Origin of the sequence: Bradyrhizobium sp. WD16 (assembly GCF_024181725.1) — a bacterium.
Lineage (GTDB): Bacteria > Pseudomonadota > Alphaproteobacteria > Rhizobiales > Xanthobacteraceae > Bradyrhizobium_A.
On sequence record NZ_CP028908.1, the window covers coordinates 5,381,347 to 5,406,366 of the forward strand.

Here is a 25,020-nt window from a genome sequence, read left to right on the forward strand (position 1 = left end):
CAGTGCCCTGCGATCATTTCATTCCCGTATTAGCGATACCGGTGGCGATGAAGCGCTGCAGAACGACGAAGACCATCGCCACCGGAAACAGCGAGACCACCGTCATCGCCAGAAGATAGTTCCACTGGGTCTGCAACTCACCCTGAAAGGCGTTGAGACCGATCTGCAGCGTGAATGACTCGGTCTTGGTCAGCACGGCGAGCGGCCACAGGAATTCGTTCCATCGCCACATGATGGAGAAGATGGCGAGCACCGCGAGCGCCGGTGTCGCGAGCGGCATCACGATTCGCCAGTAGATCTGCCATTCGGACGCCTTGTCCATGCGCGCTGCCTCGACAAGATCGCGCGGCAGCGTCAGCATGTATTGGCGCAGCAGGAAGACCCCCGTCGGCGTCGCAGCGCCGGGCAGGATCACCGCCCACAGCGAGTTGACGAGACCGAGCTTGGCGATGACGAGGTACGCAGGCACCAGGATGATGGTGATCGGAATCATCAAGGTTCCGATCACCATCAGCATGGCCGTGGTCTTGCCCCTGAATTCGTAGATCGACAGCGCATAGGCCGCCATCGAGTTGATCACCAGGGTGATCAAGGTGGCGACCAATGTGACGAAGACCGAATTGGACAGATAGCGGGCGAAGGCGAAGCGCTGCAGCGGTTCGGTGTAATTCTCCGTCGCCAGCGCCACGCGCCGCACCGGCGCGAGCTTGTTGACCGGCACACGAACCTGTTGCTTCGGATCCCCTGGGTCGACCATGTGAGCGATCAGGCCGATGCGCCGCGCCTGGGCAAGCACGCGGTGCGAACCGTCATCCATGGTTGCGGAAAACAGCGGCAACGGCTGGGCGAAGCCCTGGACGGCCGTTTCCTGCTGGGCCACCGGCAACAGCGAGGGCGGAAATTCGATCAGGCTCGCTTGCGTCTTGTACGACGAGAGCACAAGCCAGGCGACCGGGCCGAACATCAGGACGACCCCGAGCGCGAGATAGGCATAGGCCGCGACATCGGTCCAGTGCCAGCGCCCCGCATGCCGACGCGCGCGAAGGAACAGGAACCGGCTCATGACGCGCTCCGCCGCCTGGTTGCGGCGAGCTGCAGCAGCGTCAGCACGAACAGGACGACGCCGAGCGCCACCGACGCCGCGGCCGCCAATCCGAAATTCTGCACCTGGCTGGCGAACGCCGTTTCGTAAATGTACTGGACGATCATCAAAGTCGATGTTCCCGGCCCGCCGCCGGTCAGCACGAAAACCTCATCAAACGTCTGCACGCCGCGGATCAGGGCCAGAACGATAACGACAACAAGGCTCGGCCAGAGCAATGGAAGGGTGATCCGCCGGAACACCCGCCAGCGCGGCGTCGCATCCATCTGCGCCGCCTCATAGAGGTCCGCCGGGATCGCCTGCAGGCCGGCGAGCAGGATCAGCGTGTAGAATCCCATGTGCGCCCAGACGCTGACGAACACCGACCAGAACATCGCCCAGCCCGGGTCGACGAAATAGAGGATCTTGTGGCCGCCAAGCGTGGTGAGGCCTGCATTCAGCAAGCCGTCGCGCTGCAGGATCCACTTCCACACCAGGGCGACCACGACCGGCGACAGCAGCACCGGAAAGAAATAGACGGCGCGGAAGAATCCCCTGGCCCGGATCCGCATGTTGAGAACGACCGCTGTGGTGAGCGAGAACGCCACCATGGCTACCAGCTGAAACGCGGTGAAGCGCAGCGTGTTGGCAACGCCGCGCCAGAAATGGTCCTCGCGGCAGGACGCGGGATCGAGGTAGGAGCCGCAGTCGAACAGATAGCGATATTGGCCGGCGCCAACATAGGGGCGATCGGATAGGAACAGCGCTTCGCCGCCCGTAACCGAGAACACGACATTGATGACGAGGGGAGCGAAGACGAAGAGCGAAAAGAACGCGAAATTCGGCAGCAGGAAGACATAGGCCATCCGCCGCTCACCAATCAGCCGCTGCAGAGTGCGCATCGGAACATCGACGAGCCGCGCGAGGCCGCCGACGACGATGTCCAACACTGTGCCGCCGAGCCGGCCGAGCACCGGCAGATGCAGCGCTGAGCCCACCACCGTTGACTGCTCCTCTGAAGACGCGTTGGTCATGACGTGGAAGCCGCCGGACGCCTATTTGCCGCGTTCGGCGATCTGCTGCGCGACATCGCTCGCGATCCGCTTATAGGCTTCGTCGAGGGCGATCTCCCCGGATACCGCCTGGCCGATACGGCTGATCACGGCGTTGAAGATGACGCGGCTGGCCGGATAGCCCTGGAGTTGATTGGCAGCCGGCGCGAGCTGGGCGACGCTGTCGCTGAACACCTTGAGCGCCGCCTTCGCTGCGGGCGACGCGCCCTTGTAGTCCAGGCCCCGCCTGGCAAGGCCGATGTGACCCGGCACGAACAGCGAGCGCGCGTAGAATTCGGCGACGACGTCTTCGCTGGCGAGATAGTCGAGCACGCGGGCGACCTCGGCGGGATGTTTGGTCGACTTGATGCCGACCAGCGCCGCACCGCCGGGCATTCCGGAGCAGTTCGCCGGTCCGCACGGCGTCGGCACTGCGACCCAATCGAAATCAGTGCCGATCGTCTTGTCGAACTGGCCGATCTGCCAGGACCCCGACTCGTACATGACGACCTGGGCGTTCTTGAATTCCTCATTGGCGCCGCGATAGGCCGCGCCTGCCACGACTCCCCACAACTCCTTCGACATCACGCCGCCGTTGTGCCAGTCATAGATGAGCTGCGCGGCCCGCCTGAAACCGTCATCAACGACCGCCGGCTCTCCCTTCGGATTGAAGACAGTCGCGCCTTGCGAGATCGCGAGGCCGAAGAAGCGGTGACCGGAACGGTCGAACGCGATCGGAAACGGCACCTGGACCTTGGCCGCGACCTCCTTCGTCGCACTGGCCCAGTCTTCCCAAGTTGCCTTCGCGCCAGGCATCGTCACGCCCGCCTGCTCGAACAAGGTCTTGTTGACGAAGGGGCCGGTGATCGTGAGCTGCGTCATGAAGCCGGGGATCGAGGTCGTATCGCCCGGCACGCGCATCCATTGCAGGAACGGTCCGTAATTCGCCTCCCAATAGGCGGCGTCCTTCAGATAGGGACGCAGGTCGAGCATATAACGCGCGAGCCCACCCATATCGCCGACCCGGGCGATATCCGGCCCCTGCCCCGATGCAAGCTGCACCGGCAGCGTCTCATTGATGGCCTTGAAGGGCACCTGATCGAGGGCGACGTGGATGTCCTTGTTGGACTCCTCGAACCGCTTGAGCAGGTCGGCGATGACCTCCCCCTCATTGCCGTCCGAATACCAGGTCATGCGCAGCGTCGTCTGCGCGTCGGCGCCCCAGGTCACCGGCGCACCACCACCAAACGCCGCCACAAGGCTCCCGGCCAATAGCGCCAGGGTCGGAGACCATCGCGTCCTTCTCATCATTCCGTCCTCCCGGCAGTCCACTTGATCCTGTTTTCCGGACTTCGGATCGGCGCTGCCGCCCGGTCGCACCGGCAAGCGGTGTGACCACGACGACGCAACGGGTTCCGCGCCTGGCGAACTCCTCCCGATCCCGCAGCCGCCCCTTTTTGCCGAGAGCGTTAACCGCGACGAAATACAGCTTGGCAAACGTTTACCCACGCTGTCAATTGGGGATATTTCATTTTCACGCACCATCGGCTCTAAGAGCCAGGGCGGAGACTTGACCGCATGAAAGACAGCAAACGAGGCTCGACAAGCGCGTCACTGGCGACGGTCGCCGCGGCCACCGGCGTCTCGATCGCCACGGTGTCACGCATCGTCAATGGCGAAACCCGCCGCGCCTCGGCCGAGACGGTCGAACGAGTCCGCCAGGCCATCGAGGCGATCGGCTATCAGCCGAACCATGTCGGACGCACCCTGCGACGACGCGAAAGCCGCCTGGTAGCGATGCTGGCGCCTAATCTCGACAACCCGGTGATGTCGGCGATTGCTGCCTCGACCGAAGCGGCGCTGCGGGCTGCCGGTTATGTCATGATCCTCTGTGATACGCACGACCAGCCTGAACTGCAGGACGACTATCTCAATGCCATGCGCGCGCAGGTCGTCCGCGGCTATGTGATCGTCGCCAGCGTTGCGAGCCCTGTCCTGCAGGATTTCGTCAGCGATGGCGCGCCCATCGTTTTCGTCAACAGACGCAATCCGTTCGGCGGCGGCGCCTTCGTCGGCATCGACAACGTCAAGGCCGGCGCCGATGCGGCGGACCACCTCCTGTCAAACGGCGTAAACCGGCCCGGCGTTCTTTTCCCGACGCAAGGCTCGACGGTCACACGCGATCGCGTCGACGGATTCTGCCGGCGCCTTCTCGCTCACGGCCTGTCTCGGAGCGAGATCGCGACGGCGCATGCGCCGGGACTGTCCCATCTGGAGGTCGGATATGAGGCCGCGCGCAATCTGCTCGACGCGAACCAGCGGCCGACGGGACTGCTCTGCGTCAGCGACCAGATTGCTTATGGGGCCTATCGCTTCGCGCGCGAAGCCGGCATTCGCATTCCCGACGACTGCGCCCTCGTCGGCATCGACGGCAATCGTCTGAACGCCTGGATCGCGCCATGGCTACGATCGATTCACGTGCGTTATGAGGATTTCGGCGGTGCGGTCGTTGAACTGCTGCTCGACGTCTGGGGCGGCAAGACCCCGGTCGAGCGGATCATGCCCCATGTGATGGCCTGACTGCCTCTCCCCCTGCTGCCTTCGACATGGAAAGGCCGCCCGAAGGCGGCCCTTCGATTGCGCTGTCAGTAGCCGGTCCGTACCGATCCGCCGACGCTCGCGCCAGTAGCGGAGCCGGTTGTATGCGCACCAGCCTTGAGACCAGTGCTGTGGCGGCGGACGTGGGCCGATCCGCTCGCCGACCCGGTGGTGCGGCCCGGTGCATACCCGGACGCACCTGGATAGCCCTTCTTCGGGCGAAGACGCTGCGGCTCCGGCTGATCAAGGTCGCCGCCCGGCTCGTCGAGACGACCGGTCGCGTGCATCTCGCCTTCGCCGCCTGTTGTCCGGAAGCCGATTTGTTCCGCGGATTGCCCGCCGCGCTGATGCCTTGCGGCCCGTAAAAGGCGGGGCGTGAGCCCCAACGATCCCCCCGTTTCCTCCAGCGCGTTCGTCAAGGTAAGGTTCGTCAGACGGTGAAATATCCGAATGACGGCGCGCGCTTGAAATCCGAAATACGCCGAAACTACCCACAGACGTTGGTCGTCGTGAATCGATCGGGCTAGGCCGCGACCATACTGACGAAACCGTCGAGTTCCTCGGCTAATGCCACTTGCCAGTCCGGCATCGTCACATCGAAGACGGCGTTCAATCGGCCGTGGTCGAGCCTGCTGTTGAGCGGCCGCCGCGCCTTGGTCGGAAAGTCGGATGTGGCGATCGGGATCACCCGCTCCGCGACAACCGGCACACCCCGCGCCTTCAATCCTTCGACGATGGCGGTGGCGAAGCCGTGCCAGCTGGTGGTGCCGGCTGCGCTAACGTTGACGATGCCGCCGCCGCCAACAAATGGCGCCTGCCCGGCCAATTGCTTGCGCAGGATGCCGGTCACGGCCCCGGCAATGATCCGCGCCGATGTCGGCGCGCCGAACTGATCGGCAACGATGCGCAACTCTTGGCGCTCGCGGGCGAGACGCGCGATGGTCCTCAGGAAATTCTTGCCGTCGACAGCGTAGACCCAGCTGGTCCGGACGATGAGGTGTGGACAGCCGGTGCGCGCGATGGCGCGCTCGCCCGCAAGTTTGCTGGCACCATAGACCGACAGTGGCGACGGCTCGTCCTGTTCGCGCCAGGGGTTCTCGCCAGTGCCGTCGAAGACATAATCCGTCGAAAAATGCACCAGCGGCACGCCTCGTCCTGCCGCCCAAGCCGCCAGCGCGGCCGGCGCCTCTGCGTTGATCCGGAACGCAAGGTCGCGCTCGTCTTCGGCGAGGTCCACCGCGGTATAGGCCGCCGGATTGACGATCAACTGCGGCCGGACTTCATCGAGAGCCCGCTCAATGGAGCCCGGTTGCGACAGATCCAGCGCCGCGCGGTCGGCCGCGATCACCGTGCCGAACTCCGCCAGCGGTTGCCACAGCGCCCGACCGACCTGACCGGTGACCCCGGTGAGCAGGATCCGCATCACACCTCTCCATAGACCGGAAGACCGGTGATTTCAGCCAGGTGACGTCCGGCGGCATCCCGCGCCGAAAGCGTCGGCGCATCGATCCGCCAGTCGATGCCAAGCACCGGATCGTTCCACTTCACCACGACTTCATTCTCCGGCGTGTAGAGTTCGTCGCATTTATAGAAAAAATCGGCTGTGTCCGAAAGCACGGCAAAACCGTGGGCGAAGCCGCGTGGCACCCAGAACTGCCGGCGATTGTCCTCGCTCAGTTCGACCGCGACGTGGCGCCCGAACGTGGGGCTGCCGCGACGGACATCGACCGCGACGTCGATCACAGTCCCGCGCAGCACGGTGACGAGCTTGCCTTGTGCCTTCGGATTCTGCAGGTGCAGGCCGCGCAGCACGCCGCGCGCCGAGCGGGACATGTTGTCCTGGACGAATGGACGCCGGATGCCGGCCGCCGCATAACGCTCGGCCTGATAGCTTTCGAGGAAGAATCCGCGCGCATCGCCGAACAGCTTCGGCTCGATGATGAGCACCTCGGGAATTTCGGTCGCGATGATATTCATGAACACTCCGATCGGCATCGCTTCGAACTGCAGTAGACTTTTCTAGCCTCCGCTCCGATAGAATCGGAGCGGAGGCTCTAGTGTGGCGTCTCGCAATTGCCTATGTCCTTTGCGGCAAGCCCCTGTAGGCAATTGCGAGACATAAGCCACACTAGCTTTTTGATTTTGCTAGTGTCCTGATGTCTCCGAATTACCGTGCGAGGGTGAGGCAAATGAAGCGGTAATTCGGAGACAGGACACTAGTGTGGCGTCTCGCAATTGCCTACCGCCTTTGCGGCCAGTCTCTCGTAGGCAATTGCGAGACATAAGCCACACTAGCGCTTTGATTTTGCTAGTGTCCTTTATGTCTCCGAATTACCGTGCGAGCGTGAGGCAAATGGAGCGGTAATTCGGAGACAGGACACTAGGTTTTTGTTTTGACGCGTTTTCTTCGCGCGAACCGGTATCCACTTCACTGGAAAACGCTCTAATAGCGCGAACGTTGCAACTTGATCACCCGGCCGCAGAGAGTTTGGGAGCCCGCAAACGATGCTGACGCGTCCCATTCTACATCGTCATCGGACAACGTCTTCCCTCATCCGCTCGCCCGCCCGTATGCCGGGCCGGAAACCGCCCCTATGAACACATGCCTGCTCGAAGAACGCGCAGCACTCTCGCCGATTACGCAGATCGCTTGATGCAGATCAATGGCAAAGTCGGCGAGGAACGCAAAAAGGCGCCGCGATCGCCTCCGTCATTCCCGCCCGCTATTGGAGATCATGATGAGTTCCTCCCGCATCGCCTGTGCCGCGTTGAGAAGCAAGGTGATGAGCGCGGAGCATGCCGCAGCCATGATCCGATCCGGCAGCACCGTCGGCATGAGCGGGTTCACCGGCTCGGGCTATCCCAAGGCGGTACCGCTGGCGCTCGCCGCCCGCATCGAGCGCGAACATGCCGCCGGCCGTCCGTTCCAGCTGCGGGTGTGGACCGGCGCTTCGACCGGCCCCGAGCTCGACGGAGCGCTGGCCAGGGCCAACGGCATCGAATTCCGCCTGCCCTATAATTCCGATCCGACCGCGCGCGACAAGATCAACCGCGGTGAAATGGACTATTTCGACATGCATCTCAGCCAGGTCGCGCCAATGGCCTGGCAGGGCTTTCTCGGTCCGCTCGACACCGCTGTGGTCGAGGTCACCGGCATCCGCGCCGACGGCTCGCTGATCCCGTCGTCTTCCGTGGGCAACAACAAGACCTGGCTCGACCGCGCCTCGCAGGTGATCCTCGAGGTCAACCGCTGGCAGAACCCGGCGCTCGAGGGCATGCACGACATCTATTACGGCACGGCGCTGCCGCCGCACCGTATTCCGATCCCGATCGTCAAATCCAGCGACCGCATCGGCGAGGCAACCTTCCGCTGCGACCCGGCCAAGATCGTCGCCATCGTCGAGACCGAGGCGCCGGACCGCAACCTACCCTTCGATGCGCCCGATGCCACCGCCCACGCCATTGCCGGGCATCTGATCGCGTTCTTCCGCCATGAGGTGGCCAAGGGCCGGCTGCCGTTGTCACTGCTGCCGATCCAGTCCGGCGTCGGCAACATCGCCAATGCAGTGCTCACCGGCCTCGTCGATTCGCCGTTCGAAGCGCTGACCGCCTATACCGAAGTGATCCAGGACGGCATGCTCGACCTGATCAAGGCCGGCAAGCTCACGATCGCCTCGGCCACCGCGTTTTCGCTCAGCCCCAATGCCGCCGCCGAAGTGAATGCCGACATGGCGCGCTTCCGCGACCGCATGATCCTGCGGCCGCAGGAGATCAGCAACCACCCGGAGGTGATCCGCCGCCTCGGCTGCATCGCCATGAACGGGCTGATCGAGGCCGACATCTACGGCAACGTCAATTCCACCCACATCATGGGCTCGCGCATCCAGAACGGCATCGGCGGCTCGGGCGACTTCGCCCGCAACGGCTACATCTCGGTGTTCATGACGCCCTCGACGGCGAAAGGCGGCGCGATCTCCGCGATCGTGCCCCAGGCCAGCCATGTCGATCACATCAACCAGGACGTCCAGGTTCTGGTGACCGAACAGGGCCTCGCCGATCTCCGCGGCCTCTCGCCCAAGCAGCGTGCACGGCTGATCATCGCCAACTGCGCCCATCCCGACTATCGCGACGCCCTCGCCGATTACTTCGAGCGGGCCCGCCGGCAGTCCTATGGCCAGCAGACCCCGACGCTGCTCGCCGAGGCGCTGTCCTGGCACCAGCGCTATGTCGAGACCGGCACCATGAAGCGCTGACGCGTGGCGCCTCAAGACACCGCCGGGAATCCGAACAACCGCTGCGGGTTGTCGACCAGGATGCGATTGCGCGTCGCCTCGTCTGGCACCCAGTCGACCAGCAAATCGAGCAGGTCCGCCACCGTCATCATCACGCCCCAGTTGGCGACGTGGGGCCAGTCCGAGCCCCAGATGCAGCGCGTCGGCGCGGCATCGACCAGGCGATGGGCGAAGGGGATGGTGTCGGCATACGGAGACCCTTCGACCGTATTGCGATAGGCGCCGGACAAGCGCACCCAGGCGCCGTCGCGCGCCAGGGCGACCAGCATCGCAAAGCCCGGATCATCGACGCCGCGCGAGGTGGGAAAGTGCCCCATGTGGTCGATCAGGAAGGGCACCGGCAGGCGGGCGAGCTGTGAGGCGATCGCCGGCAGCTGGCCGGCCTCGATCAGGAACTGGAGATGCCAGCCCATTTCGCGGCACATCGCGCCGTAATCGGCGAGCCGGTCGAAACCGATGCCACCGCCATAGAGGACGTTGAGCCGCAGGCCGACGACGCCGCTGTCCTTGAGCGCGCGCCGCTCCGCCTCACCCGCCTCGAGCGCCATCACCGCAATGCCGCGCAACCGCTGCGGATGATGGCGCAGGGTCCCGACCATGAGGCGGTTGTCCGTGCCATGAACGCTGACCTGGGTCAGCACGCCATAGGTCATGCCGAGGGTATCCAGCATCGACAGATACTGAGCCTCCGACGCCGGCGGCGGGGTATAGCTGCGCGCCGCGACGAAGGGATAATCCGGCGGTGCGCCGATGACGTGGCAATGGGTGTCGACTGCCCCCTTGGGCACCTTGAGTCGCTTCGGCTGCGGCTGCACCGCCGGCGGGGCCGGACAGCCCGGCGGGGGCGCTGCGCTGTCGTTCGTCATGGTCAATCCGCCAAGAGAATGCGGCCGCGGGTTTCCGGCAAGGCATAGGCCGCAAGGAAGAACACCGCATAGGCGACCACCGCAAAGATGGCGATGGCGTTGGCGAGCGTCGTGGTCTGCGACAGATAGCCGACCAGCGCCGGAAACAGCGCGCCAATGCCGCGGCCGAAATTGTAGCAGAAGCCCTGCCCCGAACCGCGCAGGCGTGTCGGATAGAGTTCGGTGAGGAACGGCCCCATGCCGGAGAAATAGCCCGAGGCGAAGAAGCCGAGCGGGAAGCCGAGCAGCCACAGCACCTCGTTGGTAAAGGTGATCTGGGTATAGACCAGCACCACCACGATGGCGCCCAGCGAGAACAGCAGGAACAGCTTGCGGCGACCGATGCGGTCGGCGAGCCAGGCGCCGACCAGATAGCCGACGAAGGAGCCGATGATCAGCGCCGCGAGATAGCCGGTCGAGGACACGATGGAGAGCTTGCGCTCGGTGGTGAGGAAGCGCGGCACCCAGAAGGTGACGGCGTAGTAGCCGCCCTGGCAGCCGGTGGCGACGAGGGAGGCCAATAGGGTGGTCTTCAGGATCGGCCCCTCGAAGATCTCCCAGATCGCCGACCTGTCGCCACTGACCTGCTGATGGGCCAGGGTCTGCGCCGCGATGCTCGGCTCCTCGACATATCTGCGCAGGAAGAACACCAGCAGCGCCGGCAGCACACCGACCGCGAACATCCAGCGCCAGGCCTGCTCGGGCGGCAGCAGCGAGAACAGTACCGCCTGGGTCAGAACCGCGATGCCCCAGCCGACCGCCCAGCCCGATTGCACCGAGCCGACCGCGCGACCGCGATATTGCGCACGGATGGTTTCGCCCATCAGCACCGCGCCGGCTGCCCACTCGCCGCCGAAGCCGAGGCCGAGCAGCGCCCTTGCGATCAGGAGCTGGTTGAAGTCCTGGACGAAGGCGCAGACCAGCGAGAACACCGAAAACCAGACGATGGTGATCTGCAGCGTGCGGACGCGGCCGATGCGGTCGCAGAGGAACCCGGCAAGCCAGCCGCCGATCGCGGAGGCGAGCAGCGTCACGGTGCCGGCAAGGCCGGCGAGACCCGCATCGACACTCCACAGCTTGATGATGGTGCCGATCACCAGCGGGTAGATCATGAAATCCATGCCGTCGAGCGCCCAGCCGGTGGCACAGGCCCAGAAGGTGCGGCGCTCGGCCGTATTCATGTCGCGATAGAACGCCATCAGGCTGGTGTCCTGCGGCTCGACGACACCCGCGCTCTCGGTGGTCATTGGCTTCCTCCCCCTGTTTTACACGCGCGCCGGGCGAATCGCCTCCTCGGCGCGCATCACGCGCCCGCAAGTCGGCACGATTGTTCCCACGGGTCAATATGTTAGAGCCGTTTCGGCCGCCCTGCCAAGCTCTGCCGCCGAGGCATGCAGGCCATCCTGACATGGAGCGAAATGCGTCAGGGGACCTCCGCGGCGGCCCCTGCGTCCGCGCCGATGCTCAGCAGCGACGCGGTCTCGCCGCCGTGACGCAGGCCGACGGTGATGATGCGTGCCTTGACCATGGGCGTCATCGTGGCGCTTTCGCCGGTGCCCGGATTGACCGCGAAGGCCGGAAAGCTGGCGCCGGCGACCGAGAGCCGCAAGGCTTCGCCCTCTCCCGCAGTCACGCAGGTCGCGCGCATGGGGATCTCGACGGGCATGGCGCGACCGGCGTCGAACGTCGCATAACCTTCGGCCAGCGGCATCACCTGCCCCGCGGCGGTCACCAGCGACAGCGTGCAGCAGAGATCGAAGCCCGGCGCATCGCTCTCGACATGGAGCACCGCGGCGACATCGCCGGCGAATGTCGTTGGCGACGCAAACGGCGCGGTCGTGAAGGTCAGCACGTCGCCGCGCGCATCGATCGCGGCGCGGTCGATCGCCCCAGGCGGCGTGCCGAAGCTGCCGCCGTGGCTTGGCGCCGGCCGCCAGGGATCATGGACCAGGTGGTCGATGCCGCCGGCATCGGCCGGCTTGTCGCGCAACGTGCCGTCTGCGCTGTCGATCGACGCGGCGCCGCTGCCGCCGAGGTGCAGCGCGGAGGCTGTCGCTGGCCAGTCGTCGAAGCCGCGCCAGGTCCTGCTGCCGAGATCGAACAGCTCGACCTGCGGCTCATTCAGCATGCCGGTGTCGATGCCCTTGAGCCAATGATCGAACCAGCGGACATGCAGGACATCCATGCTGCGCGCCGCCTCAGGGCCGAAGTCCCGGCCGGCGCTGCGGCGGTCCCAGGGAAAGTGAATCCAGGGCCCGACCACGAGACGCACCGGCGCCGCGCGCCGCGCCGCGAGCGCCTTATAGGCGGCGAGCGTGCCGCGGAGATGACTGTCATACCAGCCGCCCACGATCAGGATCGGCAATTGCCTGGCCGCGACCGCCTCGATCCGCGAAGCCGGCGACACCCTGCGCCAGTACTCATCCTGCGCCGGCGTCTCGAGCCAGGTCTGATAATGGCTGAGGTCGCGGTGACGCCGCATCAGCTCCGGCCGACAGGCGATCGCTTCGTTCAACGGCAGGCCACGCGAGGCGGCGCGCAGTTCGACAAAAGCCGCCTCATTGCCGGCGTGACGCGCGGTCTCGGCCGCAACCTGCACCGCCCAGCCGAGATTGCCGGCGAATGGAAAAGCGCCATTCTCGTAAGCCCAGTGATCGCGCACGTCCCAGGCGAACATCGATGGCGCCAAGGCCTTGAGCGCCGGTCCTGCGCCCGGCGCGGCCATCAGCTGGTTGTAGCCCTGGTAGGAGAAGCCATACATGCCGACGACACCGGTGGTGCCGTCAAGGGAAGCCGCCCAGTCGACCGCGGCGGCACCGTCGGCGGCATCGCTTTCGCCGAAACGGAAGCGGCCTTCGGAGCTGCCGCGGCCGCGGCTGTCCTGCACCACCACCACGTAGCCGTGGGCGGCGTACCAGCTCGGATGGGCGTAACAGATGGCGCAGCCGATCCGCCGGCCGTAGATCTGGCGCATCAACAGCACGGGATATTCGCCCCGGCCCTCCGGTCGCCAGATGTCGGCATCGAGCCGCACGCCATCGACGGTCGTCATCGCCCGGGTCTCCGGTGGACGCACGGCAAGCAAGGGGCGTGAAGCGGATGCGGATGTCATGCGCGGTACCTGTGGGAATCGGCCAACAGTCGGCCGTGAATGGTGCTGGCGAAGCGGGCCCCCTGGCCACGATAAGACACGCGGTGACGGGTGCCGCAAAGCGCCAAGATTCGCCTCGGTTGTTGCCCTTCGGGCAACGGCCGAGCAGTTGGCCCTACCCCGCGCCGATGCCCCAAGGCACCGCGCCTGTCCCGCCGCCGCGAAACCGGGACATCCACGGCGGTGTTATCGCAAATGCTTGCAAAGCCGACGGGGGATGCCTAAAAGGACGCACCAGACGCGATCTGGAAAGCGCTTCGACTTAAAGGCTTTCTCATAACTCATTGAAAATGTGAGTTATTTTGGGGGATCGTCTAATGGTAGGACTGCAGACTCTGACTCTGCCTGTCTAGGTTCGAATCCTAGTCCCCCAGCCAATCGCCGGATCCTGACGACGCGATCATCACTTAATGCCATCGTGACCGAGGCCGGAGCACCCGGCCGGCGCGCTTCAACTCGCGCGTCATTCTCATCTCACGCAGGCCGCCAATCAGGACGATCGTCAGCGCAGCAGCCTACGGTCCGCTCGGACTCGCGTGCCTGCTCAAGGCCTATGCTGCGCCTCCAGAGATCAGGCATTGATCTGCGGCCATAGCCGATGCCTGATCAATCCTCCTTTGGCGGCTTGAAGGTGCCGGAAGCCGCCTTGGCGGCACTCTCGCCGACAGCACGAACCTGTTCGTTCAAGGCGTTGAGCTGGCCCTGGAAGAATTCGGACTGGATCCGGACCACCTCTTGAACGTCCTTGGCGAGGAGCAGCTTGCCAGAGAGATCGAGCCCTGGTCGATGCTCTGCCGCAGGAACGTCCTGAAGGCCCTGGCATGATCGGCGAACGGCAACGGTGACGACCCAAGGCCCTTCCCGATGCGGACCATGGCGCCACGGGTTGTCAACATACGCCGGCGCATCCGCAGTTCGAAGCGGATCTGCAGATCGAACTGGAGTCCGCAACTGATTTCGCTGGACTGAGGCATGGCTCTTACCGGCTAACCTCGCGCAACGGGGCGGACGGGGTAGCGTTCTGCCGCGGATTGATCTCTCACGCGCGATCGCCCGCGGTTGACGACCCATCTGGTGGGGTTCTAGTGTGGTGGATCTGACGCTCGTTTCAGTATTGCAGCGAGTTCTTCGAACGAGCGTCAGATCCAAAACCACACTAGAATCATAATGATGCTAGTGTCCCCTTGTTTCCAACGTTCGTATGAGCGCCTGCTGCAATGGGATACGAACGTTGGAAACAGGACACTAGAAGATCACCATGAACAGCAATCCGCTCACCCCCCGGATGTATTACGCGCCGCTTTCATAGCGGCGGGGTGCTTTGCCATCCATCAACCGCTGCATCGCCAGCGGTTCATCTGATCAGGACGCCTCTGGCCTTGCGAGCTCCGCCGAGGTCAGACCATGTCGCACGACAAAGACGATTTCATCCCGTCCCATCCTCAGGATCGACCGTTGCTCGGCCTGATCGGTTTCGGCGCCTTCGGACGGCTTGTCGCCGAACATCTCTGGCCGTTCTTCCACCTGCGCGTGCATGATCCCGTGCTGCCTGCGGGCGCCTCAATCCCCTTTCGCGACGCGGCTGTCACGTCTCTCGCCGCAGCCGCCGCCTGCCCGGTGGTGATCGTCGCCACGCCGGTGAACGGCCTCGACGCGACGGTGGCAGCGGTCGCCCCCCACGTCCGTCCCGGCGCGGTGGTGCTCGATGTCGGCTCGGTCAAGATGATCCCCGCAGAGATCATGACGAGCGGGTTGCCGAGCGAAGTCGATATCGTGGCAACGCACCCGCTGTTCGGCCCGCAAAGCGCCAGAGGCGGCATTGCAGGATTGAAGATCGCAGTGTGTCCCGTGCGCGGCCAACGCTGCCGCAGCGTGGTCGCCTTCCTGCGACGCAAGCTGCGGCTGGAGGTGATCCTGACCACTCCCGAAGCGCACGATCGCGAGGCCGCTGTGGTCCAGGGACTGACCCATTTGATCGCCAAGGTCCTGGTCCAGATGGAGCCCTTGCCGACATCCATGACGACCCGCAGCTTCGACCTGCTGGTCGAGGCGATCGACATGGTCCGGCACGACGCGCCGGAAGTGTTCCATGCGATCGAACGGTCCAATCCGTTTTCGCCGGCCGTTCGCGATCGCTTCATTGAACTGGCGTCGATGCTCAATGCCGATCTCGACGCGCCCGGGTGAAATACCGCAGATCATCTCGCCCGAGGCTGCCGGGCCCCGGCCGTATCGCGGCTCATGTCGCCACCTTGCCGGCGAGTGCACCCTCGGCCTTGAGCACTTCATGCGCCGCCTTGAAGGCCTCGAGCCCGGCCGGGATGCCGCAATACACCGTGGCGTGCAGCAGGATCTCCTTGATCTCCTCGACGGTAAGACCGTTCTGCAAGGCGCCCTTGACGTGCAGCTTGAGCTCCGCCGGCTTGCCGAGAGCCGTCAGCATGGCGAGGTTGATCATGCTGCGGGAGCGACGCTCGAGGCCGGGCCGCGTCCAGGCATATCCCCAGCACCATTCGGTCGTGATCTGCTGGAACGCCATCATGAAATCGTCGGCCTTGGCGAGGCTGCCGTCGACATAATCGGCGCCGAGTACCTCGCGGCGCACCGCAAGCCCCTTGTCGAACATGGACGCGTCATCGCTCATCCTTGGGTCTCCTTCCGCCGACATCATCGCCATAAGCGCCTGCCACGGGCGTCATAGGCCCTCCGGCCAGATTGTCCGTCAATCGGAGAATATGCCATCGTCGAACAAAATGGAGGGGCGGCCATGGACAGCAATGCTCTGCAGGCGGAACGTCGCCCAGGACCCTGATCGGGCTCGATGCGCTCGCCGAGTTCGTCGCCGATCGAACCATCATGACTTTCCGATCGCAGCAACCAACTTTCATCCTCAAGGCATCCTCAAGGAACGACCATGCACCGTCGCAACGTGCTCGCCGCCATGGCGGGACTGGGATTCGCTTCGACCCTCGGCACCAGCCATCCTTCACGCGCAGCTGAAGGCCGCAGCATTCCCAGCATCCCCGGTCCCGACCCCGACACGCGGACGCCGAAATTCCGTGTCCCAGCCGGCAGCATCGACACCCATACCCATATCTTCGGCCCCGCCGCCGTCTACCCGTTTTCGCCGACCCGGCCCTATTCGCCGCCGGACGCACCGCTCGAGATGTTCCGCAAGCAGCATCAGGCGATCGGGGTGGAGCGCGCCGTGATCGTCAACGCCACCGTTCACGGCTTCGACAACCGCGTCGTCACTGACGCCATCGCGCAGAGCGGAGGCCGCTACAAGGGCGTCGCCAATATCAACATTCCATGTCGGATGGAGAGATCGCCGCGCTCGACAAGGCCGGCATCCGCGCCTGCCGCTTCGCCTTCCTCAAGCGCCTCGGCGGCATCGGCGACATGAAGGTCTTCCGCTCCCTGGTCGACCGTGTCGCCGCCATCGGCTGGCATGTCGACATCTATCTCGAAGCGGGTACGATCAGCGAATTCACCCCTATCCTCAAGGCCCTGCCGGTAACCTATGTCATCGACCACATGGGCACGATCAGCGCGGCGAAAGGCCTGGACGATCCGGAGTTCAAGGCCCTGCTCGACCTTCAGGCGAGAGACGAGAAGTGCTGGGTCAAGATCACGGGGCTCGAGCGCGCATCGGCATCGGGGCCGCCGTTCCACGACTCGGCGCCCTTCGCCAAGTGGCTCATTGACAATGCTCCCGACCGGGTGCTCTGGGGTACCGACTGGCCGCATCCGAATGTGAAGATCATGCCGAACGACGGCGACCTCGTCGACCTGATCCCGCTCTATGCGCCGGACCCGGCGATGCAGCGCAAGCTGCTGGTGACCAATCCCGAGCGTTTGTTCAAGTTCGCCCCCTGGACCTGATCCAGGGGCCCTCTCCCCGAACCCGGCCCCTGGGGGCCGCAGGATACGATATGACGACGACGTCAATAACGAGCCCGAAGATCCGCACCTCACGCCGCGCCTGGTGGAAGGAGCTTTGGGTTCAGGTGATGATCGCCATGGCGCTCGGCATCGCGCTCGGCGCGGTGCGCCCCGATCTCGGCACCCAGATGCAGCCGCTCGGCGACGCCTTCATCAAGGCGATCCGCATGCTGATCGCGCCGATCATCTTCTGTACCGTGGTCAACGGCATCGCCCACATGGCCGACATGGCCAAGGTCGGGCGCGTCGCCGTCAAGGCGCTGGTCTATTTCGAGGTCATCACCACCTTCGCGCTCGTCATCGGTCTTACGGCCGTCAATGTCTGGCAGCCCGGCGCGGGGATGAATGTGGACGTCTCCTCGATCAATGCCAGCGTCGTCGAGCCTTACGTCAAGCAGACTGCGGCGGTCGGCTTCGTGCCGTTCCTGATCAACATCATTCCGCAGACCTTCGTCGGCGCCTTCGCCGAGGGCAACATCCTCCAGGTGCTGTTCCTGTCGGTGATGTGCGGCTTCGCGCTGATCTGGCTCGGCGAGCGCGCCAAGCCGATGACCGACGTGATCGACGTCGGCGCCAAGATGATCTTCGGCATGGTCAAGATCGTGATGTGGGCGGCGCCGCTCGGCGCCTTCGGCGCCATCGCCTTCACGGTCGGCAAATTCGGCCTCGGCTCGCTGTCCTCGCTCGGCAAGCTGATCGGCGGCTTCTATGTCACCTGCGTGATCTTCATCGCGGTGGTGCTGGGGCCGATCTCCGCGCTATGCGGCTTCAGCCTCTGGAAACTGATCCGCTACCTCTGGGAGGAGCTTTTGGTCTGCATCGCAACGACCTCGTCGGAAACGGTGCTGCCACGTATGTTGTCCAAGCTGGAGGCGCTCGGCTGCGAGCGCAGCATCGTCGGCCTGGTGATCCCGACCGGATATTCCTTCAATCTCGACGGCACCTGTCTCTATCTCGCCACTGCCGCCGTCTTCCTCGCCCAGGCGACCAACACCCATCTCGATATCAGCCATCAGGTCGGGCTGCTGCTGATCCTGCTCGTGACATCGAAGGGCGCGGCGGGGATCGCAGGCGCCGCCTTCGTGGTGCTGGCGGCGACGCTGGCCGCCGGCGGCACCATTCCGGTCGCCAGCGTGGCGCTGGTGCTCGGAGTTCATCGCCTGATGTCCCAGGCGTTGACGCCGACCAACCTGGTGGGCAATGCAGTTGCCACCATCGTGATCGCCAAATGGGAAAATGCCCTCGACGCCGCCCGCATGCGCCTTGTGCTCGATGCCGGCGAGGCGCCGGATGGCGGAGCCTGATCCGGTCATCATCAAACAGAAGACGGCGAATGGCAAATTCCCGCCCGGTCCATCCCACGCGGCGACGCGCGATGGCGATAGCGGCAGCCCTTCTGGCGCTCTCGCTCGGCGCGGCGAAGGCATCCGACGTCGATCAGGCCCATATGGGGCGTCGAACGCCATGCCATTGGCATTCCAAAAGGCCGCGAGGCCACCATCGAATTCCTCGGCCAGTTCACCGCCGAGATCCAATCGACCGGCCTCGTTCGGGGTGCGGTCGATCGCGCCGGCCTCAAGGGCGTCGCGCCCTGGGCGCGACCGGACACATCGACACGATACATAGACACGACAGGTTCAATCCCGACCGAGGTACCGACCATGATCGCATTGAGAGCACTGACCGCCGGCTTTGCCGCCGCCGCGATGATCGCGTCACTCGGCTGCAGCACCGCCGCGGCCGATGCGTTTCCCACCAAGCCTGTGAGGATTCTCGTGCCCTACGCCGCAGGTGGCGCGGTCGACGTTCTCGCCAGGACGATCGGCCAATCCCTGTCGAAAACCTGGGGACAGCAGCCGGTCATCGAGAACCGCCCCGGTGCCGGCGGCGTGATTGCCTCGCAGGCTCTCGCCCAGTCTGCTCCCGACGGCTACACGCTGATCCTGGTCGCGAGCGGACATCCGCTCAACCAGTTCATCTATCCGAAGCTGCCTTATGATACATTCAAGAACTTCTCTGCAATCACGGAGATCGCCTATTCCCCGCTCGCCGTCGTGGTCTCGAAGAAAAGCGGTATCAGCGACCTGAAGGAGCTCATCGCCCGCGCCAGGGAAAAGCCGGACTCGCTATCCTACGGCATGTCGGGCAACGGCACCTCGGCCCACCTCGCCGGCGAGTTGCTCAAATACATGGCGAAGGTCAGCATCGTCGCGGTGCCTTACAAGGGCGGTGCCCCCGCCCTGATGGCGGTCATCGCGGGCGAGGTACCGATGAGCATCAATCCGCTTCCAGAAGTCATCGGTCAGCTCGACGGCGGCGCGGTACGCGTGCTGGCGGTCACGACGGCGACGCGCGCCAAGCAACTGCCCGAGGTGCCGACGGTCGCCGAGTCCGGCCTGCCCGGCTATGACGCCGCGGTATGGTGGGGCTTTCTGGCGCCCGCCGGTCTGTCGCCCGAACTGACACAGAAGCTGAACCGGGACATCGTCGGCGCCCTTCATGATCCGGTTGTTGTCGCAGCGCTGGACAAGATCGGAGCAACCCCGGTGGGAAACTCGCCGCAGGAATTCGACGCCTTGATCCACGCCGAGGCGGCAAAATGGGAGCCGGTGCTCAAGGAGGCCCAGATCAAGGTGGAGTGAGGCGCTGGCGCAGGAACGCTCCGAAAAAAAGGACCCCCGGCAGTGCCGAGGGTCCGTCTTTCTCACTATCGCCGCGCGGGGATGCGGTACGGCTCAGTAACCAGCGACGACCGGGCCGCCCCAGTTGAAGTGGTAGTTGATGCCAGCCTTGATCGTATGGGTCGACACCGAGAAATCGACGGCATTGAAGTAGGTCTGGCGACCGTAATCGGCATACATGTATTCGACCTTCGCCGACCAGTTCGGCACGAACATGTATTCGAGGCCGGCGCCGACCGTGTAGCCGGAATGCAGCTTGCTGTCTGAGAAATTGAAGCCGCCACCGGTGAAGGCCACCTTGTTGTCAGCCCAAGCATAGCCGCCCTTGACGTACAGCAGCGCTGAATTGAACGCCATGCCGACACGGCCGGTCACGCTGCCGAAGGCGCGAATCTTCTCTTCGGCCAAAATGCCAAGCGAGGTGTCGGAATAGCTGAGGTCCGCACCGGCCGCATCGACTTCGATACCGAAGACGAACTGGCTGCCCGGCGCCTGCCAGTTCCAGCCGACGGTGCCGCCGCCGAAGCCGCCCTTGATGTCGCTGGTGGTGGTCGCAATGCCCGAGACTTCGACCCGGTTCGACCAGCCGTAACCGCCCATCGCGCCGATATAGAAGCCCGACCAGTTGGTCGCCGGCGACAGCGCAACCACCGGCGCCTTGGTATAGGGCCGGGCCGCCAGATCGGCAGCAGACGCGGTCGAAACAACGGCAAGGAGAGCGGTGCAGGAAAGCAGAATTTTCTTCATTTAGGATCAGCCCCAATTACAGATTGCGATCCTAGCAACACACCTTGCGCTACAACTGCAAGCCAGCAGCGGTCGATCGCAGGTAGAATCTTGACGTAGTGGTATATCTACAACAGCCATCTGAAGCCTTGAACGACCCGCCGACAGCGGCAAATTAATAATATATTTGAGACACTTAAATTACATTACGAACACACCACCGCTGCCGGAGACCCTGCTACTGACGTGCAGAGCCCGCGCGACGCAACCGACAGGGACAGGCTGCGTGGCGATCGCACGCCCTCACCCCTGCCCCACGGCGTCCATGCCGCGAAACACCGCGCAGCGCCGAAACACCTCCAGCGTCGGAGATTCCGATTTGTGTTGGCACCATTTGGCGACCAGCTTGGCGAGCCCCTTGATGTCGCGCCCGCTCGCCGCCGGGAAGACGTCGGCCAGCCGCGCCACCAGTTCGGGCCCGAGCGGCAGGCCAAACTGCCCGGCCATCACCTCCCAGATGCGGCGACGCCCTGCCGAATCGGGCGGATGGAAGCGGATCATGGCGATGCAGCGGGACACGATCGCCTCGTCGATATCCTCGACGCGATTGGTGGTCAGGAAGAGCAGCCCATTGAAATATTCAAGCACGCGCAGGAAGACGCCGACCACCGCATTCGCGGTCATGTCGTCGGCGCGGCTGCGGATATAGACGTCGGCCTCGTCGATCAGCATCACCGCGCCCCAGCGCTGCGCCCGTGTCAGCACGTCCTTGAGCGCCGTCTCCATCGCCGCGACGTTGAGGCCGAGCTGACCGGAATGGACGCGATAGAGTGGCCGCCTGATGATTTCGGAATAGACCTCGGCGGTCAGCGTCTTGCCGACCCCGGGTGGGCCGGCGCACAGCACGGTGGTGCCGCCGGACTTGCCGGCAACGATATCGTCCATCAGCACGTCCATCTCGGCGGTGAGGATGTCGATCAGATCGGTCTGTTCTCGCGGCAGCACCAGCTTGTGGCGCAGCTCCGGCTGGTAGGCGTAGGGCGCCATGTCGCCGGTATGCACCCATAAATAATGGTGCAGATCGAGATGAAAGACGAAAATGAAGGGGTGCACCGGCATCCGGGTGAACAGGCCGGGCGGCATCGCCGCCTGGATCTGTCTGATCTCGTCCTCGCCGTCGTAATGGTTGCTCTTGCCGGCCTTGCGCAGAAAGGGTCCGAAAATGTCGCCCGGCGCTTCCAGTGTCAGGCTTCGATTGCGCAGCACTTCCTCGTCATTGACGAGACGAGCGCCGCCTCCGCTGGTCGACAGCACGATGACGTCCTTGCGCGACCAGTCGGTGTCGCGATGGGTAGAGGACGGATCATCGGCGTAGTAGCCGACACCCTGGCCGGTGAACTGGCTGCCGTAGAGCGCCCGCCACTCGAAATAGCGCGTCGCGGTCTCGTCATAGGCAGCGATCAGCTCGGGCGTCTCCTTGAGGAAGCCCTTGCCCGCCAGCAGTTCGCCGATGGTCCGATAAGCGAGGTCGCGTTCGGTCACCCGCAGCGTGAATGACGTCAGCGCCCCTTTGGCATTGGCCTTGAGCTCGACGAAGATCTTGCCGCTCTCCTCGTTGGAGGCGGGCACGAAATCGATCCGCGTCACCACATAGGGCAGCGGCTTGTCGGTAAGCCCGGTGGCGAACAGCCAACCTCGCTCCACGTTGGTGGTGAGATAGCGCGCGAGCGCCAGCAGCGCCTCCTCGAGACTGGCGGGCGCGAATGGCTCGGCCTCCTCGAGCAGCGCCCGCCGCAGGGTCGTCAGATGGGCGGCCCGCGCCTCAAGCCGCGGCCCTGCGCGCTGATAGAGATCACAGAGGAAATCGATCTCCTCGCCGGCCAGCGCCGCGAACGCAATCTCGGCGCGGTTGCCGAATCGGAGCTGGTCCTTGAGCGAGGCGAGCCGCTCGAATTTCCCCGCCAGCACTTCAACGATCGGACGCTCGAGTTCGAGCTTCATCGGTAGTGTCCTGTCTCCGCGCGTGCCTGCAGCTGGCCCTCAAGCCGGCTCGCCGCAATCAGCGCGCCTTCGAGGTAGCCGGCATGATCAGCGGCGGTTTCCGATCCGCCCAGCAGGACCCGGCCATCCCAGAGCGCGGCGGAGAGCCGCGGATCGGCACGATGCGACAGGTCGCGGGCCAGCGGCTCGAGCACGTCCTGGCTGGCGCAGGTGCGGGCCTCTTCGGCCCAGTCCTGCACCGCGAGTTCGCCGTCCTCGAAGCCGGCGCCGAAGACCTGGGCGAACTGGTTGGCAACCAGGAGCGGCAAGCCCTTGCGAAACGCGCGCCGCAGCTTCGCCGACAGCGCCAGGAACCCGCCGAGGGCCAGACGGCCGTCCGCCGCCGAGGCATCGAAGATTTCGGCGAGCGTCGCCTGCTCGTGGGTGACGAATGCATTGCCGGCGCCGCTGCGTTCGCGCAACTCCGGCCGCTCGCCATAGGTCATGACCGCCTTGGCAGTCGCGGCCATCCAGGTCGGTGTCGCCAGCATGGCGTGCATAAGGTCCGGCGAGAGCTGAGGCGCGAACAGGACGTGCTCTTCGACAAGCCGCGGCGGCATCGCGAGCACGACCCGGCGCGCAGTGGCGACGATTTCAGTCCGCCCCGTCTGAAACACCAGCTCAACGTGCTCGCCGCGATCGGTCAGCGCGACCAGCGCATGAGAGAGGTGGATGCGCTCCGCCGGAATCCGCTGCGCCAACGCTGCGGTCAACTCGCCGGTGCCGCCCGCGATGCGCTGCGCGCCGAGATGAAGCCGCTCATGCTCGAGCCGCTTGGGCCGACCATCGGCCTCGCTCAGCACCACGACACTGCCATCGTCCTTTTGCGGCTCCAGGTGCAGATCGAGGCTGCGGCAGAGCTCGTTGATGGCCGGCTGGTCAGGCCAGACCCAGGCCGGCCCGAGGTCGAAGTCAATGGCGGTCACCGGGCAGCGACGCGACAGAATGCGCCCGCCGAGCCGGTCGCGCGCCTCGAACAGGCCAAAATCGGCCCGGCGCGCGGTTAATCGTTGCGCCAGTGCGAGGCCGCAAAGGCCGCCGCCGACGATCGCGATATCCAACATGGGCAAGATCCGATCTGTCCGCTTAGCCTCCGGCACGCACCGTCACGTCGGAAACCCGACAACCATCCACGCCGTCGCCGGAGCAATCGGAACGCCGATGGTCTGTTCGCGCTGCACAGCCGTCACGGTGCACGCCGCGTGCCAGAGCCGATGGACCGACGATCGCCGGAAGCCGCTCAGCCGCTCAGCCGCTCAGCCGTTACGGGCGTCCCACATGCGCTTGAAGCGGGTGTCGAGGCGCGACAGCTTCGCGTCGATGTCGACCAGTTCCGCACCGCGCGGGAACCGGCCGGCGTTGCCGCTGTCGTGCCAGGAGGCCATCTCCGCTTTCAGCGCCTCACGCCGCGCCACCCTGTTGGCGATCTCCGCCTTGGCTGCGGCCATGCGCGCCTGGCCGATATCGGCGACCGCATATTGCACGCCGCCTTCGAACAGCCGCGTCCCGCCCCCCTCCGCGGCGATCTGCTCGGTCTTCGCCGGGTCGATCACGGTCACGCCGGCGAGAAAATCGATGCCGAACTCAGCCCATTCCGCCAGCCACGGCATCGACGGGCCCATCAGCACCGTGACCGCCTCGCGCGACAAGGCGGCGAGACGATGAAAGGTCTTGTTGATCAGGGTTGTCGCCGTCAGAAATACCCAGTCGGCATCCGGCACGACCAGTTCGGCGGCCGTGTCCGGCAGGTCGCCTTCCGCCGGCTGTCGCTCGATCACGGTCACGTCGAGGCCCTTCAGCACGCGGTCGAGCCCCGGATAACGGCCGATCACCACCACCTTGCGGCCATCGAGCCGCGGCCGGAAATGCTCGAAGACCGCGAGATTGCCCGGCGCCAGCGCGTTTGCGCCCGCCATCACCGGATTGCCGGATGAGTTGATTATCGCATTGGCCGCCGCGAGGCCCACCGTCGCCTCGAATGGATTCCACGACGACAACCAGCCGGCCACCTCGCCGACCTGCCGCCCGGCCACCGTCCCCGGCCATGGCAGCACGCGCGAGGCAACCCCGGGGCTCATGGCAAGGCCGAGGCCCTCGCCGGTTGAACACGTTGTCCAGGTCAGGCCGATGCACATCCTCGCGATGCGCGCCTCGCTCGCCGCAGCGCGCGCCAGGATGAGATCGGTCGGCGCCGAAGCCCGCGCGATGTCGATCATGGCCGGACCTCGTGGCGTTTGAGGTCGAGGCCGCCTTTGAGCATGACGAGATCGTAGAGGTCGCTGAGCATGAAGTTGCGGTTGCCGGCGTCGGCGAGGTGGGCCAGAGTTGCCGGGTGGCCTTCGCGATAGCGCTGCGCGGTGATCCGGAACGGCTCGGGCAGCGACAGGTTGAAGGGCGACGGCGGCGCCGTCAGCAGGCCGACAACCTGCTCGAACAAAAGCGCGTAGCGATCGGCGTCATCGTCCAGATACATCTCGCTCAGGTCCGCTCCATAGAGCTGGAAAAGATGGACATAATCGGCGAGTTCGGGCCAGTTCTGGCTCATGGTC

General features: G+C 64.9%; 21 protein-coding genes, 1 tRNA gene and 1 pseudogene. 8 read left to right on the forward strand and 15 right to left on the reverse strand.

All coding sequences use genetic code 11. The features are described 5' to 3' along the window. Positions 1-13: 13 nt before the first annotated feature. From DB459_RS24920 to DB459_RS24930, 3 genes are read right to left on the reverse strand one after another with little or no spacing between them, the layout of a single operon-like run. Positions 14-1,063: a carbohydrate ABC transporter permease gene (locus DB459_RS24920; RefSeq protein WP_253709301.1), complete on the reverse strand. Its 1,050-nt coding sequence runs from the start codon at positions 1,061-1,063 to the stop codon at positions 14-16. After that, entirely contained in the window at positions 1,060-2,115 is a 1,056-nt protein-coding gene (locus tag DB459_RS24925) for a carbohydrate ABC transporter permease (RefSeq protein WP_371926818.1), read from the reverse strand. The genes DB459_RS24920 and DB459_RS24925 overlap by 4 nt, the downstream gene beginning before the upstream one ends. 21 nt (positions 2,116-2,136) lie before the next feature. Further along, positions 2,137-3,444 (reverse strand): ABC transporter substrate-binding protein, encoded by a 1,308-nt coding sequence (locus DB459_RS24930; protein WP_253709304.1) that lies wholly within the window; start codon positions 3,442-3,444, stop codon positions 2,137-2,139. Between the two features lie 267 nt (positions 3,445-3,711). On the opposite strand from DB459_RS24930, the gene DB459_RS24935 reads away from it, so the two are divergent. After that, on the forward strand, positions 3,712-4,713 hold the full coding sequence (locus DB459_RS24935) for a LacI family DNA-binding transcriptional regulator (protein ID WP_253709307.1): 1,002 nt from the start codon (positions 3,712-3,714) through the stop codon (positions 4,711-4,713). A 122-nt stretch (positions 4,714-4,835) separates the two neighbouring features. After that, positions 4,836-5,096 (forward strand): transposase, encoded by a 261-nt coding sequence (locus tag DB459_RS27655; RefSeq protein WP_371926819.1) that lies wholly within the window; start codon positions 4,836-4,838, stop codon positions 5,094-5,096. A 158-nt stretch (positions 5,097-5,254) separates the two neighbouring features. Here DB459_RS27655 and rfbD read toward each other — a convergent pair whose 3' ends face one another. Both rfbD and rfbC read right to left on the reverse strand, forming a co-directional pair. Further along, on the reverse strand, positions 5,255-6,154 hold the full coding sequence (gene rfbD / locus DB459_RS24945) for a dTDP-4-dehydrorhamnose reductase (RefSeq protein WP_253709309.1): 900 nt from the start codon (positions 6,152-6,154) through the stop codon (positions 5,255-5,257). Continuing rightward, positions 6,154-6,708: a dTDP-4-dehydrorhamnose 3,5-epimerase gene (gene rfbC, locus DB459_RS24950; RefSeq protein WP_253709312.1), complete on the reverse strand. Its 555-nt coding sequence runs from the start codon at positions 6,706-6,708 to the stop codon at positions 6,154-6,156. The genes rfbD and rfbC overlap by 1 nt, the downstream gene beginning before the upstream one ends. Positions 6,709-7,469: 761 nt before the next feature. Between rfbC and DB459_RS24955 the strand changes: the two genes are divergently transcribed. Further along, positions 7,470-8,984 (forward strand): acetyl-CoA hydrolase/transferase family protein, encoded by a 1,515-nt coding sequence (locus tag DB459_RS24955; RefSeq protein ID WP_253709315.1) that lies wholly within the window; start codon positions 7,470-7,472, stop codon positions 8,982-8,984. A gap of 11 nt (positions 8,985-8,995) precedes the next feature. On the opposite strand, the gene DB459_RS24960 is transcribed toward DB459_RS24955, so the two are convergent. From DB459_RS24960 to DB459_RS24970, 3 genes are all read right to left on the reverse strand, one after another. Further along, positions 8,996-9,889 (reverse strand): amidohydrolase, encoded by an 894-nt coding sequence (locus DB459_RS24960; protein WP_253709318.1) that lies wholly within the window; start codon positions 9,887-9,889, stop codon positions 8,996-8,998. 2 nt (positions 9,890-9,891) lie between these two features. Then, positions 9,892-11,175, reverse strand: a complete 1,284-nt coding sequence (locus DB459_RS24965) for an MFS transporter (RefSeq protein WP_253709321.1) — start codon at positions 11,173-11,175, stop codon at positions 9,892-9,894. A 176-nt stretch (positions 11,176-11,351) separates the two neighbouring features. Continuing rightward, positions 11,352-12,980: a CocE/NonD family hydrolase gene (locus DB459_RS24970; RefSeq protein WP_253709323.1), complete on the reverse strand. Its 1,629-nt coding sequence runs from the start codon at positions 12,978-12,980 to the stop codon at positions 11,352-11,354. Between the two features lie 402 nt (positions 12,981-13,382). On the opposite strand from DB459_RS24970, the gene DB459_RS24975 reads away from it, so the two are divergent. After that, positions 13,383-13,456 (forward strand) — tRNA-Gln (locus DB459_RS24975). A gap of 229 nt (positions 13,457-13,685) precedes the next feature. On the opposite strand, the gene DB459_RS27430 is transcribed toward DB459_RS24975, so the two are convergent. Beyond that, entirely contained in the window at positions 13,686-14,150 is a 465-nt protein-coding gene (locus DB459_RS27430) for a phasin family protein (RefSeq protein WP_256519231.1), read from the reverse strand. A 333-nt stretch (positions 14,151-14,483) separates the two neighbouring features. Here DB459_RS27430 and DB459_RS24985 point away from each other — a divergent pair, with 333 nt between their 5' ends. After that, positions 14,484-15,266 (forward strand): prephenate dehydrogenase/arogenate dehydrogenase family protein, encoded by a 783-nt coding sequence (locus tag DB459_RS24985; RefSeq protein ID WP_253709327.1) that lies wholly within the window; start codon positions 14,484-14,486, stop codon positions 15,264-15,266. Positions 15,267-15,318: 52 nt separating this feature from the next. Here DB459_RS24985 and DB459_RS24990 read toward each other — a convergent pair whose 3' ends face one another. Further along, positions 15,319-15,723, reverse strand: a complete 405-nt coding sequence (locus DB459_RS24990; protein WP_253709329.1) for a carboxymuconolactone decarboxylase family protein — start codon at positions 15,721-15,723, stop codon at positions 15,319-15,321. 270 nt (positions 15,724-15,993) lie between these two features. Here DB459_RS24990 and DB459_RS24995 point away from each other — a divergent pair. From DB459_RS24995 to DB459_RS25005, 3 genes and pseudogenes are all read left to right on the forward strand, one after another. Further along, positions 15,994-16,964, forward strand: a pseudogene (locus DB459_RS24995) (amidohydrolase). A gap of 50 nt (positions 16,965-17,014) precedes the next feature. Then, on the forward strand, positions 17,015-18,328 hold the full coding sequence (dctA, locus tag DB459_RS25000) for a C4-dicarboxylate transporter DctA (RefSeq protein WP_253709330.1): 1,314 nt from the start codon (positions 17,015-17,017) through the stop codon (positions 18,326-18,328). 357 nt (positions 18,329-18,685) lie between these two features. Beyond that, positions 18,686-19,666, forward strand: a complete 981-nt coding sequence (locus DB459_RS25005) for a tripartite tricarboxylate transporter substrate binding protein (protein ID WP_371926820.1) — start codon at positions 18,686-18,688, stop codon at positions 19,664-19,666. A gap of 93 nt (positions 19,667-19,759) precedes the next feature. Here DB459_RS25005 and DB459_RS25010 read toward each other — a convergent pair whose 3' ends face one another. The 5 genes from DB459_RS25010 to DB459_RS25030 all read right to left on the reverse strand — a co-directional run bounded on the left by DB459_RS25010 (position 19,760) and on the right by DB459_RS25030 (position 25,016). Then, positions 19,760-20,452: an outer membrane protein gene (locus DB459_RS25010; RefSeq protein WP_253709331.1), complete on the reverse strand. Its 693-nt coding sequence runs from the start codon at positions 20,450-20,452 to the stop codon at positions 19,760-19,762. A 282-nt stretch (positions 20,453-20,734) separates the two neighbouring features. Beyond that, entirely contained in the window at positions 20,735-22,432 is a 1,698-nt protein-coding gene (locus tag DB459_RS25015; protein ID WP_253709332.1) for an ATP-binding protein, read from the reverse strand. Next, positions 22,429-23,535 carry an FAD-dependent oxidoreductase gene (locus DB459_RS25020; RefSeq protein ID WP_253709334.1) on the reverse strand — a complete coding sequence of 369 codons (1,107 nt, stop codon included), beginning with the start codon at positions 23,533-23,535 and terminating at the stop codon, positions 22,429-22,431. The genes DB459_RS25015 and DB459_RS25020 overlap by 4 nt, the downstream gene beginning before the upstream one ends. Positions 23,536-23,727: 192 nt before the next feature. Further along, positions 23,728-24,687, reverse strand: coding sequence for a DUF364 domain-containing protein (locus DB459_RS25025; RefSeq protein ID WP_253709336.1), 960 nt, complete (start codon positions 24,685-24,687; stop codon positions 23,728-23,730). After that, positions 24,684-25,016, reverse strand: coding sequence for a hypothetical protein (locus tag DB459_RS25030; RefSeq protein ID WP_253709339.1), 333 nt, complete (start codon positions 25,014-25,016; stop codon positions 24,684-24,686). The genes DB459_RS25025 and DB459_RS25030 overlap by 4 nt, the downstream gene beginning before the upstream one ends. Positions 25,017-25,020: the final 4 nt, after the last annotated feature.